The organism is Streptomyces sp. NPDC058697, assembly GCF_042715345.1.
In the GTDB taxonomy this organism is placed as follows: Bacteria; Actinomycetota; Actinomycetes; order Streptomycetales; family Streptomycetaceae; genus Streptomyces; species Streptomyces liliifuscus.
Window position 1 is genome coordinate 343,617 of sequence record NZ_JBHXSU010000002.1, and the last position, 14,572, is coordinate 358,188.

Genomic DNA, 14,572 nt, shown 5'->3' on the forward strand with positions numbered 1-14,572 from the left:
TGAGCCGGATACGGGATTCGGATCGCGCGGAGGATGGCGGCCGGGCGCCCTCCGACCCATAGTCGTCCCGGGTAGCGACAACCCGTGTCGTCCCGTCCCGGGTAGGGACAAACCACAGTCGTCCCGACCCGCACGCCGCTGTCCGGCCCAGCCGCCGACGTGCGGCCGTGCACAGCATGCCGTGTGCCGCAGGCGCCCATGAAAGGCATGCCCGCTCCCGTACACCGTCCCCTGGAGTCGCCATGCCTGGTTCCGTGTCCCCCTCCCCCGCGACGGTGGGTGACGCCGCTCCGTCACCCGTCGCCGTCTCGGGCCCGGCCCATGTGCTGCGCGTGACCCTGCTGATGGCGGGCAGCTGTCTGCCGATCCTGGGCGCGGTGCTGATCGCCCCCGTGCTGCCGAAGATGCAGGACTACTACGAGTCGGTCCCGGGGGCCAAGGCACTGGTTCCCCTCGCGCTGACCGTTCCCGCGCTGTCGTTGGCGCTGCTGGCCCCGTTCGCCGGGGTGATCGTGGACCGGCTCGGCCGCAAACGCCTGCTGATCGTGGCGACCGTCCTGTATGCGCTGTTCGGCACGGCGCCGCTGTGGCTGGACTCCTTGGGCGCGATCATCGCCAGTCGGGCACTGGTCGGCGTCACCGAGGCCGCCATCATGACGTGCTGTACGACGCTGATCGGCGACTACTACTCCGGTCACCAGCGTGTGAAGTACCTCGCCCTGCAGACCATGTGCGCCTCCGCGTCGGCCACCGTCTTCTTCGTGGTCGGCGGCGCTGTCGGCGCGGCGGGCTGGCGCCTGCCCTTCTGGGTCTACGCCGTGAGCCTGGTGCTCGCCCCACTGATGGCCACCGCTCTGCCCAGCCCTGCCGCCCGCGCGGCCGCCGGCAACGCCCGCGCCGAGACCGGAACGGCCAAGGCCGCGGCCCAACGGCCGTTTCCCTGGCGGCAACTGGCGGGCATCTGTGCCCTCACCTTCTTCGGCGCGATGGTCTTCTACACGGTCCCGGTGGAGATGGCCTACCTGCTCGACGACCTCGGCGTGGAGAACACCGGGGTGATCGGCATGGCCACCGCGATCGCGAGTGCCGCCACCGTGGCCGGTGCCGTCACCTTCGCCCGGCTGAAGCGCTCCCCCGACCCGATGCTGCCGGCCGTTCTCGCGCTCTGTGCGGCCGGCTTCGGGGTGGTGTTCCTCGCGGGCAACGCCCCGCTGCTGGTCGTGGGGGCGGTGATCAACTGTCTGGGTACGGGCATGCTGCTGCCCGCCCTCCTCACCAGTGCCATGTCCCGGCTGGCGTTCGAGGATCGCGGCCGTGGCACGGGGTTGTGGATGGCGGCCTTCTTCGGCGGCGAGTTCGTGTGTCCGCTGGTGCTGCTCGCCCTGGAGTCGGCGGTCGGCAGTCTGGCGGGTGCGGTGGGTGTGCTGGGTCTGGCTGCCGCGGTCGTCGCGGCGGGGCTGTTGGCTGTCCGGCGCCGCGCGGGCGCCGCGGATCCCCGGCCACTGCCCGAGCAGTTGGCTTGAGGCCACGGAAGCCGACGGGGCAGGGTGCCGAACGACCGGTGCCCCTGCCCCGTCCCGCATGCCGGCATTGCCGTCGTACCGGACGAGGACGAGGCCGACACGTACGGGACCCGCCCTGCCGTCAGGTCCGGTTCCGCCAGCCGACGACCACCGGCCGGCGCCGGGCCGGTTTCAGAGCAGGCCCGGCACCGGCCCGGCGCCCTGTCCGGCGCGTACGGCCTCGTCCGTGCCGTGGCCTGGCTCGTCCGTGCCATGGCCTGTCAGTGTCGTGCCCACCTCCGCCGCCTTGCGCCGCAGCCAGATGTGGGCCGCGTCCTGGGCGTGCACCGGGTGCCACCACATCGCCTCCTGCACCGGTACGGCCTCGAAGGGGCAGGGCAGGACGCGCACTGCGGCGGAGAGGACCGCCTTGCGTGCCAGGCGTTCCTGGATCATCGCGACCCGGCGGGTGCCCTCGACCATGTGCGGCAGCAGTTGAAAGGTCTGGACGGAGACCTCCACCTGGGGGCTGATGCCGAGCATGCTGAGCTGGCGGGCGGCCGGGGCGTCGTAGGGACGCTGGTAGACGGCCCAGGGCAGGCTCGACAGCTGGTCGAGGGTGAGTTCGTCGCCGACGTCCGGGTTGTCGTCGGCGATCAGGCACAGCCAGCGGTCCTGGTGGAGGTCGACGGCGGGGAAACCGTCGATGATGCCGTGCGGCAGCAGCAGGCCGTCGACGGTGCTCAGCACGGTGGCGGTGTTCTCCACCACTGCGGGCGTCGAGTGCTGGAAGGTGAGCCGGATGCCGGGCGCCTCCCGGTGCAGGTCGCGGGCGAGCGCGGCGCCGAACACGGCCGCCCCGTAGTCGGAGGCGAGCAGGGTGAACTCACGGCTCTCCGCGGCCGGGTCGAAGTCGGCCTGACTGGCGAAGACCCGCTCCAGCAGGTCGCACGCGGTCGCGCTGCGATCCCGCAGGGCAACCCCGAGTGGTGTCAGTTCGTAGCTGTTGCCGGTACGGGCGAGCAGTTCGTCGTCGAAATGGCGGCGCAGCCGGGACAGCGCCGCGCTCATCGCGGGCTGGCTCAGCCCGACGCGCTCGCCGGCCCGGGTGACGTTGCGCTCCTCCAGCAGGGCACGCAGGGCGAGGACCAGGTTGAGGTCGAGTCGGGACAGGTTCACCAGGCACCACCTATGCAAGCGAGAGCCATCCACGCCATGGATTCGGCACATCCACAGGATTGATTTCCGTGATTGGTCGATCGGGGCCAGAGTAGACCGCAACTCCACGGGAGGACATCTCATGGCAACACTCGTGCAACCCGCAGGCCCCTTCGCGCTCGGCACGTTCTCGCTTCCGGACGGAGAGCCGTTCCCCGGACTGCTGGTCCAGGACCGGGTGCTGGACCTCGGCAAGTCCCTGGCCTCGGCGCCTGACGGGATGCGCGCCGTGCTGGAGCAGTGGGAGGAGACCCTGCCCGTCCTGCACACCCTCGCGAACGAAGACGCCCTGGAGTGGCGCCCGCTGGACGGTCTGCACGTGCACGCCCCCGTCGAGCCGCGTCAGATCTTCCAGTCCGGCGCCAACTACCGCCAGCACGTGATCGACCTGGAGGTCGCCCACCGCTCCCCCGACGACCCGCGCACGGTCGACGAGGCACGCGCGGAGATCGCGGCGGTCATGGACCGGCGGGCCGCCGAGGACCTGCCGTACGTGTTCATCGGCCTGCCCAGCACCATCGCCGGCCCGTACGACGACGTCGTACTCCCTTCCTGGGCGAAGAAGCCGGACTGGGAGCTGGAGTTGGCGGCCGTCATCGCCAAGCCCGCCCACCGGGTGTCCGTCGAGGACGCGATCGAGTACGTCGCCGGCTACACCATCGCCAACGACCTCACCGACCGCGCCACCGTCTTCCGCCGCGACATGCCCGCCATCGGTACCGACTGGCTGCGCAGCAAGAACGCCCCCGGCTTCACCCCGCTCGGGCCCTGGATCGTCCCCGCCGAGTCCATCGCCGACCCCGGTGATCTGCGGGTCACTCTGAAGCTGAACGGCGAAACCATGCAGGACGAGTCCACCAAGGACATGCTCTTCGGCATCGCGCGGCTGGTGTCGTACATCTCCCAGACCTCCCGGCTCCTGCCCGGCGACCTGGTGCTGACCGGCAGCCCGGCCGGCAACGGCATCCACTGGGGGCGGCTGCTGCGCGAAGGCGACGTCATGGAGGGTTCGATCACCGGTCTGGGCGCGCAACGCACGCGTTGCGTGGAGGAGAAATCATGAGCCTGGACCGCCACGACCCGGAAGGCGCCATCGCCGAGGCCGCCAAGGCGTACGGCAACTGGGGACGCTGGGGCGAGGACGACGTGCTCGGAACGCTGAACTTCCTGGACGCGGCCAAGCGGCGCGAAGGCGCGGCGCTCGTGCGCCGGGGCGTCAGCTTCTCGCTCTCGCAGTCCTTCGACATGAACGGCCCGCAGAAGGGCTGGCGCCGGCGGACCAACCCCGTGCACACCATGCTCGACACGGGCACCGACGCGGCCCTCGGCAACCAGGGCTTCCCGCACGGAATCGGCGGCGCCGACGACGTGATCACGATGCCGCTGCAGTGCTCCACCCAGTGGGACGGCCTCGGGCACATCTTCGACCACGGCAAGGCCTGGAACGGACGCAATGCGGAGAAGGTCGTCACCTCCGACGGCGATCTGGTCACCGGCATCGAGCACATGGCCCCGTACGTGGCCGGGCGCGGAGTGCTGCTGGACGTCGCCCGGGTCATCGGGGACGACGACGGTGAACCGGAGCTGCCGGACGGTTTCGCGATCACCGCGGGGCACCTGACCGCGACCGCCGAGGCCCATGGCGTGAGCGTCGGCCGCGGCGACATCGTCCTGGTTCGCACCGGACACCTCGCCCGCGCCCGGCGTGACGGCTGGGGCGACTACGCGGGTGGCGCCGCGCCCGGTCTGTCGTTCACCACCGCCGGCTGGCTGCACGGCACCGAGATCGCCGCGATCGCCACCGACACCTGGGGCTTCGAGGTCCGTCCGAACGAGTTCGAGCACGCCTTCCAGCCGCTGCACCAGATCGCCATCCCCAACATGGGCCTGCTGATCGGTGAGATGTGGGACCTCGACGCCCTCGCCGCGGACTGTGCGAGCGACGGCGTGTACGAGTTCTGGCTCACCGCGGCGCCGCTGCCCATCACCGGTGCCGTCGGTTCCCCGGTCAATCCCATCGCAGTGAAATAGCCCGCGCAGCCGCCGGGCACCGCACAAGAGCCGCACCCCCGCCGCCCGAAGTCGCGCGGCCCACACCCTGGAGGTATCCCCGACATGGCTGACAGCCTGACCCTCCCCCGGCCCCCGACCGGGGGGACCCGCATCGTTCTCGTCGTCGGCGGAGGCACCTCCGGAAATGCCCTGACCGTCCTGCTGCGCCGGGCCGGGATCACCGTCGATGTCGTCGAGGCGAGTCCCGGCTGGCAGGCCTCCGCCGGTTCCGGCATCACCCTTCAGGGCAACGCTCTGCGCGTGCTGCGCGAGGTGGGAGTCCTCGAAGGCATCGAGAAGGACGGATACGCCGCCGACGGCGTCGCCATTCTCGCCCGCGACGGCACCGTGCTGCACGCCCACGAGGAACTCCGCACCGGCGGCGACGACCTGCCCGCTCACATCGGTATGCAGAGGCCCAGGCTCCAACAGCTCCTCATCGACCAAGTGCGCACCTCGGGCGCCGACGTCCGCCTCGGCACCACAGTCACCGCCTTCCAGCAGGACGGCGAGGGCGTGGACGTCACCTTCTCGGACGGCACCGACCGCCGCTACGACCTGGTGGTCGGTGCCGACGGGCTCAACTCCACCACCCGCTCCATGATCGGCATCACCGACAGACCCGAACCCACCGGCATGGGCATCTGGCGCGCCCCCGCGCCCCGCCCGGCCGGTGTCCACCGCACCGAGATGATCTATGGCGGCCGCTGTTTCATCGCCGGGTACTGCCCGACCAGCGCGGACACGGTCTACACCTACCTCGTCGAACCGGCCCGCGACCGGGCCTCGCTGAACCCGGACGCGTACGCCGACGAGATGCGGGCGCTCAGCGAGGGCTACGGCGGCGCGTGGGAGGAGCTCCGCTCCGCGTTCACCGACCCGAAGGCCGTCAACTACACCTGGTTCGACCGGCATCTGGTGGAGGGCCCGTGGCACCGCGGCCGGATCGTGCTCGTCGGCGACGCCGCCCACGCCTGCCCGCCCACCTTCGCCCAGGGCGCCGCGATGTCCCTGGAGGACGCCCTGGTCCTCGCCGAACTGCTGACCGGCCGGGACGCCTGGAACGAGCAGTTCCTCGACCGGCTCCTCACCGGCTACCACGCCCGACGGCTGCCCCGCGTACGCATGGTCGTCGACGCCTCCGTCCAGCTCGGCCAGTGGCTGCTCGACGGGGTGCGCGACGCGGACGTACCCGGCCTGATGGGCCGTACCCTGACCGCGCTCAAGGAACTCCCGTGACCGAGCCCCTGTCGACACCGACGATCGATGTTCACGCCCACCTGCTGCTGCCCGAGGTCGAGGAGGCCGTCGCCGGTCGGCCCGGCCTCGTCGAGGCGCAGCGCCTCGACGCCCGCCGCAACGGGTCCGCGGCCCTCTCGGTGAACGGTCCCATGGTGGGCGCGCGGGTGCCGAGGCTGACGGACGTCTCCGCGCGCCTGGCGGCCATGGACGCGGCCGGCGTGGACGTGCAACTGGTGAGCCCCTCACCGGGCCACTACCACTACTGGGCCGAGTCCCGACTGGCCGAGCAGGTCTGTCAGTTGGCCAACGAGGGGACCGCCGCGCACTGCGCCAAGGCCCCGGACCGACTGCACGGCCTCGGTCTGATCCCCCTCCAGCATCCCGAGCTCGCGGTCGCGCTGCTCGACCACGCGCTGGACCAGGGGCTGAGGGGCGTGGAGATCTCCTCACACGCGCCGGGCCGGGGTGGGACACGGGAGGTGGAACTCTCCGACCCGCGGCTCGCGTCCTTCTGGGCGCGCGCCGAGGAGGCCGGCGCTCTGGTCTTCCTGCACCCGTTCGGCTGCACCCTCGACGAGCGCCTGGACCAGTGGTACCTGTCCAACACGGTCGGCCAGCCCACCGAGAACGCCGTCGCCCTCTCCCATCTGATCTTCTCCGGCGTCCTGGACCGCCATCCGGGCCTGAAGCTGATCGCGGCGCACGGCGGCGGCTACCTCCCCACTCACATCGGCCGCTCCGACCACGCCTGGCGGGCCCGCCCCGACGCCCGGGGCTGCGCCCGTGAGCCGAGCAGCTACCTCAAGCAGCTGTACTTCGACTCCCTCGTCCACGACCCCCACGTACTGCGGGAGCTGGTCCGCGCCGCCGGCCCGGGACGGGTCCTGCTCGGCTCCGACTTCCCCTTCGACATGGGCACCGACGACCCGCTGGGCGCGCTGCGCGCAGCGGACCTGCCCTTGGCCGACTTCCACTGCGTCCGCGGCGAAAACGCCGCCGCCCTGCTCAACCTCGCCTGAGGGAGGCCCCATGAGCAACCGCCTGCTCACCCATCTGCGGCACGTCGATCTCGCCGTGCCCGACTACGACAAGCAGCTCGACTTCTATGCCGGTGTCTGGGGCCTGACCAAGGTCGCCGAGGACTCCGGCATCTCCTTCCTCGCCGCCGAGGGCAGCCCCGAACAGTACGTCGTGCGGCTGCGCAAGGCCGACGACAAGCGCCTCGACCTGGTCTCCTACGGGGCGGGCAGTCCGGCCGACGTCGACACCCTGGCCGGTCAACTTCTCTCCCAGGGCGTGAAGTTGGTCTCCCAGCCGGGCAAGGTGGACACCCCCGGCGGCGGTTACGGCTTCCGTTTCTTCGACGTCGACGGCCGCACCATCGAGGTCTCCGCCGACGTCGAGGCGCGAGAGCACCGCAGGATCGAGGAGAAGGAGTCGATCCCGGTCCGGCTGTCGCACGTGGTCCTCAACTCCCCCGACCTGAACAAGACGCGTGAGTGGTACCAGCGCCACCTCGGCTTCCGCCTGTCGGACACGCTGAGCTCGCCGCACATGGGCGAGGTCATGCACTTCATGCGGATCAGCAACCAGCACCACTCGATGGCGATCGCCCAGGGCCCGCACACCGCCCTGCACCACGTCTCGTTCGAGATGCGCGGTCTGGACGAGTACATGCGCGGTTCGGGCCGGGTCATGCGGGCCGGTTTCCAGAAGGTCTGGGGCCCGGGCCGGCACATGGCGGGCGACAACACCTTCACGTACTTCCTGGATCCGCACGGCAACACCGTCGAGTACACCACCGAGTTGGAAGAGCTGGACGAGGACACCTGGCACCCCCACGTCTACGACTTCTCCCAGCCCGAGGTCACCGACCAGTGGGGCACGGCGAACCCGATGAACGAGCTGGTCGCCAAGGAGTCGTTCAACGACGTCGACCGCGGCGTGTTCGTCGCCCCGCCGGTCTGAGCGCCCTCCGCGCCCCCGGCCTCCGCGCCCCCTCTCCACACCGACAGGTCCCCTCCCATGCGTCTCGCCACGTACGAACACCACAACCGACATCAGGTGGCCGTCGTCCACGAGGACGGCACACTCCGCCCCCTGCCTGGTGTGCGCTCCCTGACCGGACTGCTCACCGAGGGCGGCGGCCTGCCAGAGTTGCTCGACGCGGGCCCCGAGCTGCTCTCCGTCCCGGCCGGTCCCCACGTGTCCGAGGTCCGTCTGCTGCCGCCGCTCCAGCCGCCCACCGTGCGGGACTTCGTCACCTTCGAGGAGCACGTCGAGGGCGTCCGGCGATCCGTGGACGGCACCACTGGTGTCCCTGAACGGTGGTACGCGGCCCCGACGTTCTATTTCGGCAACCCCTACGCCGTGTACGGCCCGCACGACGACATCCCCATGCCGCCGGGGTCGAGCGTGCTCGACTTCGAGCTCGAGGTCGCCGCCGTGATCGGCAAGGAGGGGCGCGACCTCACCCCCGAGGAGGCCCGCGACCACATCGTCGGCTACACCGTGTTCAACGACTGGTCGGCCCGCGACCTGCAGTCCGCCGAGATGAAGGTCGGCCTCGGCCCCTGCAAGGGCAAGGACACCGCCACCACCCTGGGGCCCTACCTGGTCACCGCCGACGAGCTGGAGAAGTACCGCGACGCGGAAGGCTTCCTGCGTCTGGCGCTGACAGCGGAGATCAACGGCGAGGAGATCGGCGAGGACCTGCTGTCCAACATGAGCTGGACCTTCGAGGAGATGGTCGCCTACGCCTCCCGCGGCACCGTCGTCCGGCCCGGGGACGTCCTCGGTTCCGGGACCTGCGGCAACGGCGGCTGCCTCGCCGAGCTGTGGGGCGTACGAGGCAGGCAGGACCCGGCGCCGCTGAAGCCCGGCGACACGGTCACGCTCACCGTCGAGGGCATCGGCACCGTCTCCAACACCGTGGTCCCCGGCCCTGCCCCTCTGCCGGTTCCCGTCGCCCGGCGCCGCCCACGGGAACGCCCGTGACCCGCCTCCATTCCAGACCGCTGCTCGACAAGGTCGTCGTGGTCACGGGCGCGGCCGGCGGCCAGGGCGCCGCAGAGGCCGAAGCACTGACCCGCGCGGGCGCCCGGGTGATCGCCACGGACGTGGCGGAGGCACCCGGCTGCCGCCTCCTCGACGTCACCAGCGAGAAGGACTGGGCTCAACTCGCCGCCGAATTGCGCGAGGCGTACGGGCAGGTGCACGGCCTGGTCAACAACGCGGGTGTCACCTGGCGCGCCCGGATCGACGATGTACGCCCCGAAGACATGGCCCGCGTCCACGCTGTCAACGTCACCGGGCCGCTCCTGGGTATCCAGCACCTGGTGCCGCTGATGCGCCCGGGGGCATCGATCGTGAACGTCGGTTCGTCAGCGGCACTGACCGCGCACTACCCGGTCGCGTACACGGCCAGCAAGTGGGCGCTGCGCGGACTGTCGATGACCGCCGCCATGGAACTGGGGCCCCGTGGCATCCGCGTGAACATCATCCACCCCGGCTTCATCGAGACGGACATGACCGCCTCCGCGGCGCCCGCGTTCCGCGAGGCGAACGTTCGCGGAACACCGCTCGGCCGCACCGGAACCGTCGACGAGATCACCCCGCTCGTCACCTTCCTCCTCTCCGACGACGCGTCGTTCATCACCGGCGCCGAGATCCCCGTAGACGGCGGCCTCACCGCGCACGGCGGCGCCAAGCCGATCTCGGACGCCCTGCGCCCCGACGCCTGAACCAGCGGCAACGCACGAATGGCACGGCAGAAGGGCCCGGGTGGCTGTCATGAGAGCAAGGTCGGCGAGAACCAGCGTCCGTTTGTCGTCCTGGCAGGCAGCCACCGCCAGTTGAGAGGGGGGAATGTCCCTGACCGGCACGGCGATCACCTCGTCCCGGACGACCAGTGGGGCGTTGCCGGTGGCCAACGGCGCCTGTCCGCCGCGCGGCAACGCCGGTAACGTGCCGACGGTACTCATTTCTGTCCTGCTCACGACACTGCCCGCCCCGATCCTGTACGTGGTGGGCCTCCGTCAACTCTCAGCGGCCGCACCACCGGGTTAGGCAAATGGGCCGTGATGAAGCCTGCCGACGACATGAGGAGTCCGCATGGCAACACCGATCAGCCGTCGCACCGTTCTGGCGGTCAGCGCGGGCGCCGCCGCCCTGTCCCTGCCCGGCGTCACCGCGTACGCCGACGACGGCCATGCGACCACCAGCGTGAGATTCACCCTGAACGCCCAGGTGCTCGACGGCGGCGAACAGGTCACCTCGATCACCCTCAACACCGCCCGGCTCGGCCCGATCGACCCGGCCGGCCTGACCACCGCCACCTTCACCGTGCACGCCAAAGCCACCAGCCCGATCCCCATCGCCGACGGCGACGCCATCTTCAGCGAGTACGACCTCGACCGCACGGTGACCGCCGTCCGGCTCGACCACCGCGGCAACATCGTCCTGGACCTGAGCCATGCCGAAGGTCAGACCGGCGGCGGCACCCTCGGCTACATCCGGGGCAGGGCCCGCAACGTCAGGCTCGACCTCGCCTACACCGTCACTCAGCGCGCCCCGATGGCCTTACGCGATCACCGACCGATCACCATCAAGAGATTCGTGCAGGACCGTCGGCTGTCGGATCCCGAGGTCGACGCGTTCAGCTCGCACGTCTCCGGCTCGGGAATGAAGTACCGGCTGTACTCACCCGCCGGCTCCCACGCCTCCCGACGGAGCAAGCACCCGCTGATCGTCTGGCTGCACGGCGCGGGTGAGGGCGCCTCGCTCCCCGACAACTACTACGACAACGAGACCACGCTACGAGCCAACCGCGGCGCACTGGGCTTCGCCACCCCCCAGGCACAGCGCATCTTCGACGGCGCCTACGTCCTCGCCCCGCAGAGCACCTCCGCCTGGATGCAGGACGGCCCCCGCTTTGCGCCCCTCATCCACGAGATCATCGGCGACGTCATGCTCAGGAACCGCATCGACCACGACCGGATCTACGTCGTCGGCTGCAGCAACGGCGGCTACATGAGCATGAAGATGACCACTGTCTACCCCAACCTGTTCGCCGCTTCCGTGCCGATCTGCGGCGTTGTCACGTCCTCCCCGCCCGGCGGTGCACCGCTGATCCCTGACAGCGAGCTGGTAAGGATCAGCACCCCCAGCTGGCTCGTCACCTCTCGCGACGACACCACCGTGGACCCACAGGCCAACACCGTCCACGCGCACGACCTCATCCCCGACTCGCTGGTGACGCTCTATGACAACGTCATCTGGAACGGCCACCGGTTCGCCGGCCACTGGTCATGGATCTACGTCGCCCGCAACGACCCCAGCATCAACGGAACGCACATCTGGCAGTGGATGGCCACCCAGCATCGGCACTGACAGGAAACAAGACACTCCTGGTGTCGGCGGCGGACAACCAGCCCGTGGTGGTCAGCGGCCGCGGCGCTCCAGCAGTTGGACCGTCAGGTTGTTCAGCCGCTCGGTGTGGACCACCGTGAACCGTCCGGCCAGCGCCGCGGCCGTGCTCGCTCTCATGCCTGAACGCGTACTGCCCGCCGCAGTCGACACCAGCCACAGTCGTCGGCTGCCGACCAGGCAGGCAGCGGGCACATCGCACTCGTCTGCCGTGTACCGGCCGGTCTGCTGGGGCGTCAGCTTCATCAGCACGTCCTTGGGCCGGGCGCCCTCGCGAAGCTCGTACGCCATGGCCTTGCGCACCCCGAAGTCGCCGTTGTAGATGATTCCGTCGCCGGGGCGCTGTCCGGCCGTCACGATGCGTCCCGCGGCCGCGAAGTCGGGCTCGCCCGGGGAATCCTGACGGGCCGTCGCGAAGGCAGGCAGCACCTGGAAGGCGAACCCGGCCAGGGCTCCGGTCACCAGCACCCCGCCCGCCACCCGTCCCAGGCGGCCCGTCCGCCTCGCAAAGGTCAGCGCATCCGCGCACCGGACCGCACCGGCCGCCGCGAGCAGCAGCCAGGCGGGGACGGTGAACAGCAGATACCTGGGCAGAAAGAGATGAAACAGGTCGGACGTGAGGAATGTCAGAACCGGTGGGAGCACGGCCCAGACCGCCGGCACGACTGCGGCCTTGCGACCAGCCGTCAACAGCCCCACGACGGCGAGGCCCATCACCACAGCGCCGGAGAACCAGGTCCCGAACAGCTCCATCGGGTACGTGGTCAGGTCGCGCACGGTCACGTTGTTCCAGGCGATCCGGCCGGCCTGCTCCGAACCCTTGGCGATCATCGGGAGGACCGCGGACGTGCCCATCACCACCGCGCAACCGAACGCCCAGTGCGCGAAGTGGTCACCGCCGCGTCTGGCCCGCAGGACCGCCACGGCATGGGCCGCCACCACGCAGAGGGCCACCGGGTGGCTGAGCCCGGTCAGAGTGATCGCCAGCGTGTAGAGCGCCCAGCCCTTGAGCGTCGGCCTCTCCAGAGCACGCAGCAGCAGAAGTGTGGCGAGCAGGGAGAAGAGCACGGCGAAGGCGTAGGGGCGCGACTCGTGCCCGTACCGCGTGACCGTCGGAACCAGGGCGAACAGGAGGCCCGCCACCAGACCCGTGCGCGGGGTGAACATCTGCCGCCCGAGGAGTCCGAGCAGTCCGGCCGACACCGCCATCGCCAGCCCCTGGGGCAGCCGCAGGGCGGCAGGTGAGGTTCCGGCGAGTGCGGTCCAGGCGTGCATCAGGGCGTAGAACGGCGCGACCACCACATCGACGTGCTGGATCAGAAGGCCCAGGTCCGCATACCTGATCGAGGACGCCCACCAGGTGTCGTGTTCGTCGCGCCACAACTGGCGATGGCCGATGCCGGGCAGGACCCAGGCCAGCGCGACACCCACGGGCAGCAGGAACACGAGGAACGGAACCCATCTCCCGTCGCCCGCCGACCGGTCGGCGGCTCCACTCCGGGCGGTACGGGGTGAGCGGGCGACGCGATCCGCGATCGAGTAGGTCATCGCTTCACCCAGATCCGGTATCGGCCTCGGTCTTCACCGAACGGCACGGTGCCCAGCGGGCGGTACTTGCCGCTGCTGCGCACGGCCGCCGCAACGACGGATTCCATCCGGGGCGTGGCGACCCCGTCGAGCACGACCACGTCGAACCAGCCGTCGGCGAGCGCCTTTCGATAGCCGTCGTCGCCGTGGTGCACAGTGCCAAGGGTGTCCAGGTAGCCGGTGGAGCGAAGCGACGTCCACTGGGTCCGGTCGGTGATGTCGCGCAGGTAGTGCACGGGCACATCGGGTGTCTCGGCGAGGTAGCGGCCCGCGCCCGGGGTGGCGTACTGCCTGGGCGCCACGTTGAGCCGACTCGCCTCGGGCCACGAGGTGAACCACTCGGCCGACTTGGTCACCCCCACACAGAGTGTGGCCACCCACAGGAGACAGGCGAGCTGCGGAAACCGGAAGTGCTCGCCCACGAGCCGGGTCAGCCCGACTCCGGCCATGGGCGCGGCGAACAGCAGGCCGAATCCCAAGTGCGTGTAGAAGGCGACCGAGGTGGCGAGGTGGATCTGGTAGCCCAGGGCGAGCAGCGCGGTGCCGCACAGCAGCAGACCCAGCAGGGCACGCCAGACTCCGCCCGGGACACCGAGGCGCGCCACCGGCGGCGACTCGTTCATCCGTCCCCGGCGGGCGTATGCGATGGCGCCGCCGCACGCGGTCAGGAACATCGGACCGCTCCACACGGCGGTCTTCCACAGCAACTCCCGCGCACCGTCGGTGTCGTGCTCACGCGCGGTGGTGGCGCGCAGGCCGTCGAGTACGTCGCTGTAGTGGAGCCCGGCGAGGATCGGAACGGCCAGGCCGATGCCCAGCAGCACGGCACGTACGATGCTCCGCCTGCCGCGGTGCGGCCAGGAGACGAGTGCGGCGAGCATGACCAGCGTCGGCAGATAGAGCCCGGCGGCGTACTCGGTGCCGACCGCCAGGACCGCGACCGGCGCGGCGAGCAGCACCGCCACGAGGGGCGCCCGGTCGGTCCGGACGATGATCCAGGCCGCGAGGGCCAGCAGGAAGACCGCCGCCGCGTCACAGGTGGCGAAGTGGCCGAGCACGATCGTGGACGGGATCACCGCGAAGAGCGCGGCTGCGGCGAGCGCGGGCCGCTCGCTGAAGAGCCGCCGGGTCATCGCGTACAGCAGCGTGTTGGCGCCGAGCATGAAGAACAGGCTCAGCAGGCGGGCACCTGCCAGTCCGAACCTGGCGTCGACCAGCGCGGCCACCACCGGACAGAGGAGCGGAGAGCCCGAGAAATATAGCGCGTCGTCCGTCGGTACCGGTGTGCCGTACAGCAGATGAGCGATCTGGACGTGACCGGAGCCGAGGTGGACCGCCTCGTCCTGGAAGGCGGTGTTCTCCAGCCGGAGCGACAGTGCCGCCTGGAACACCAGGACGCTCAGCAGGATCGCCCGGCTGACCCAAGTGCGCCGACGGCAGCCCGCCATGCTCCAGGCGGCTTCCGGGACTGTCGGAACACGATAGGCCGGGGTGGCCGGGGCAGGTTGGTTGCCGGGTTGCGTTGGTACCGGGGGAACCACCTG

The 14,572-nt window shown here is 70.5% G+C and carries 12 protein-coding genes; 9 read left to right on the plus strand and 3 right to left on the minus strand.

Annotated features, from left to right (window positions below; all coding sequences use genetic code 11):
* The first annotated feature begins 242 nt into the window (after nucleotides 1–242).
* On the plus strand, nucleotides 243–1,523 hold the full coding sequence (locus tag ACFWXQ_RS06175) for an MFS transporter (protein WP_383954633.1): 1,281 nt from the start codon (nucleotides 243–245) through the stop codon (nucleotides 1,521–1,523).
* Between the two features lie 171 nt (nucleotides 1,524–1,694).
* Here the strand turns inward: ACFWXQ_RS06175 and ACFWXQ_RS06180 are convergent, their stop codons facing one another.
* Nucleotides 1,695–2,681, minus strand: coding sequence for a LysR family transcriptional regulator (locus tag ACFWXQ_RS06180; RefSeq protein ID WP_383954631.1), 987 nt, complete (start codon nucleotides 2,679–2,681; stop codon nucleotides 1,695–1,697).
* Between the two features lie 121 nt (nucleotides 2,682–2,802).
* Between ACFWXQ_RS06180 and ACFWXQ_RS06185 the strand changes: the two genes are divergently transcribed.
* The 8 genes from ACFWXQ_RS06185 to ACFWXQ_RS06220 all read left to right on the plus strand — a co-directional run bounded on the left by ACFWXQ_RS06185 (nucleotide 2,803) and on the right by ACFWXQ_RS06220 (nucleotide 11,405).
* Nucleotides 2,803–3,783, plus strand: a complete 981-nt coding sequence (locus tag ACFWXQ_RS06185) for a fumarylacetoacetate hydrolase family protein (protein ID WP_386267660.1) — start codon at nucleotides 2,803–2,805, stop codon at nucleotides 3,781–3,783.
* Nucleotides 3,780–4,751 (plus strand): cyclase family protein, encoded by a 972-nt coding sequence (locus tag ACFWXQ_RS06190; RefSeq protein WP_383948737.1) that lies wholly within the window; start codon nucleotides 3,780–3,782, stop codon nucleotides 4,749–4,751. Before ACFWXQ_RS06185 ends, ACFWXQ_RS06190 begins: the two co-directional genes overlap by 4 nt.
* Before the next feature lie 84 nt (nucleotides 4,752–4,835).
* Nucleotides 4,836–6,011, plus strand: a complete 1,176-nt coding sequence (locus ACFWXQ_RS06195) for an FAD-dependent oxidoreductase (RefSeq protein WP_383948740.1) — start codon at nucleotides 4,836–4,838, stop codon at nucleotides 6,009–6,011.
* A gap of 8 nt (nucleotides 6,012–6,019) precedes the next feature.
* Nucleotides 6,020–7,033: an amidohydrolase family protein gene (locus ACFWXQ_RS06200; protein WP_383948785.1), complete on the plus strand. Its 1,014-nt coding sequence runs from the start codon at nucleotides 6,020–6,022 to the stop codon at nucleotides 7,031–7,033.
* Nucleotides 7,034–7,043: 10 nt separating this feature from the next.
* Complete coding sequence (locus tag ACFWXQ_RS06205; RefSeq protein WP_383948743.1) at nucleotides 7,044–7,982, plus strand: VOC family protein; 939 nt, start codon at nucleotides 7,044–7,046, stop codon at nucleotides 7,980–7,982.
* A 57-nt stretch (nucleotides 7,983–8,039) separates the two neighbouring features.
* A complete protein-coding gene (locus ACFWXQ_RS06210; protein WP_383948746.1) occupies nucleotides 8,040–9,011 on the plus strand; it encodes a fumarylacetoacetate hydrolase family protein in 972 nt (323 codons plus the stop codon).
* Nucleotides 9,008–9,757, plus strand: coding sequence for an SDR family NAD(P)-dependent oxidoreductase (locus ACFWXQ_RS06215; RefSeq protein WP_383948749.1), 750 nt, complete (start codon nucleotides 9,008–9,010; stop codon nucleotides 9,755–9,757). Before ACFWXQ_RS06210 ends, ACFWXQ_RS06215 begins: the two co-directional genes overlap by 4 nt.
* 370 nt (nucleotides 9,758–10,127) lie before the next feature.
* A complete protein-coding gene (locus tag ACFWXQ_RS06220; protein WP_383948752.1) occupies nucleotides 10,128–11,405 on the plus strand; it encodes a prolyl oligopeptidase family serine peptidase in 1,278 nt (425 codons plus the stop codon).
* 51 nt (nucleotides 11,406–11,456) lie between these two features.
* On the opposite strand, the gene ACFWXQ_RS06225 is transcribed toward ACFWXQ_RS06220, so the two are convergent.
* Both ACFWXQ_RS06225 and ACFWXQ_RS06230 read right to left on the minus strand, forming a co-directional pair.
* Complete coding sequence (locus tag ACFWXQ_RS06225; protein ID WP_383948755.1) at nucleotides 11,457–12,989, minus strand: glycosyltransferase family 39 protein; 1,533 nt, start codon at nucleotides 12,987–12,989, stop codon at nucleotides 11,457–11,459.
* Nucleotides 12,986–14,476, minus strand: a complete 1,491-nt coding sequence (locus ACFWXQ_RS06230) for a glycosyltransferase family 39 protein (RefSeq protein ID WP_383948758.1) — start codon at nucleotides 14,474–14,476, stop codon at nucleotides 12,986–12,988. The genes ACFWXQ_RS06225 and ACFWXQ_RS06230 overlap by 4 nt, the downstream gene beginning before the upstream one ends.
* Between the last annotated feature and the right edge of the window lie 96 nt (nucleotides 14,477–14,572).

What these genes read in the sequence shown, in the direction of transcription:
- ACFWXQ_RS06175 (WP_383954633.1), top strand. Translation starts at nt 243, where the DNA reads ATGCCTGGTTCCGTGTCCCCCTCCCCCGCGACGGTGGGTGACGCCGCT.
- ACFWXQ_RS06185 (WP_386267660.1), top strand. Translation starts at nt 2,803, where the DNA reads ATGGCAACACTCGTGCAACCCGCAGGCCCCTTCGCGCTCGGCACGTTC.
- ACFWXQ_RS06190 (WP_383948737.1), top strand. Translation starts at nt 3,780, where the DNA reads ATGAGCCTGGACCGCCACGACCCGGAAGGCGCCATCGCCGAGGCCGCC.
- ACFWXQ_RS06195 (WP_383948740.1), top strand. Translation starts at nt 4,836, where the DNA reads ATGGCTGACAGCCTGACCCTCCCCCGGCCCCCGACCGGGGGGACCCGC.
- ACFWXQ_RS06205 (WP_383948743.1), top strand. Translation starts at nt 7,044, where the DNA reads ATGAGCAACCGCCTGCTCACCCATCTGCGGCACGTCGATCTCGCCGTG.
- ACFWXQ_RS06210 (WP_383948746.1), top strand. Translation starts at nt 8,040, where the DNA reads ATGCGTCTCGCCACGTACGAACACCACAACCGACATCAGGTGGCCGTC.
- ACFWXQ_RS06220 (WP_383948752.1), top strand. Translation starts at nt 10,128, where the DNA reads ATGGCAACACCGATCAGCCGTCGCACCGTTCTGGCGGTCAGCGCGGGC.
- ACFWXQ_RS06225 (WP_383948755.1), bottom strand. Translation starts at nt 12,989, where the DNA reads ATGACCTACTCGATCGCGGATCGCGTCGCCCGCTCACCCCGTACCGCC.
- ACFWXQ_RS06230 (WP_383948758.1), bottom strand. Translation starts at nt 14,476, where the DNA reads ATGGCGGGCTGCCGTCGGCGCACTTGGGTCAGCCGGGCGATCCTGCTG.